The organism is Micrococcus sp. GbtcB5, from assembly GCF_019091605.1.
Lineage (GTDB): Bacteria > Actinomycetota > Actinomycetes > Actinomycetales > Micrococcaceae > Micrococcus > Micrococcus luteus.
Genome location: NZ_JAGXJK010000318.1, coordinates 1 through 249, shown reverse-complemented (window position 1 = coordinate 249; position 249 = coordinate 1). Strand labels below are relative to the sequence as shown.

Below are 249 nucleotides of genomic sequence, written 5' to 3'. Positions count from 1 at the left end.
CCCAGCGGATGCCCACCTTGGCCCGGTGGGCGAAGCCACCGGCGCGCAGCGCCTCGGTGACGGACAGGTAGGCGCCCGGCAGGTCCACGTACTTGCCCACGAGCGCCACCGTGAGCCCGTGCTCCGGGTGGTGCACGGCGTCCATGAGGGCATCCCACGCGGTCCAGTCCACGTCCTTGAACTACAGGTCCAGGGACTGCACCACGTGGGCGTCGAGGCCCTGGTCGTGGATGACGCGGGGGATGTCGT

At 70.7% G+C, this 249-nt stretch carries 1 pseudogene; it reads right to left on the bottom strand.

Annotation, left to right across the window (positions count from 1 at the left end):
- A pseudogene (locus KVS67_RS14225) lies at window positions 1-249 on the bottom strand (CTP synthase); the annotation flags it as partial.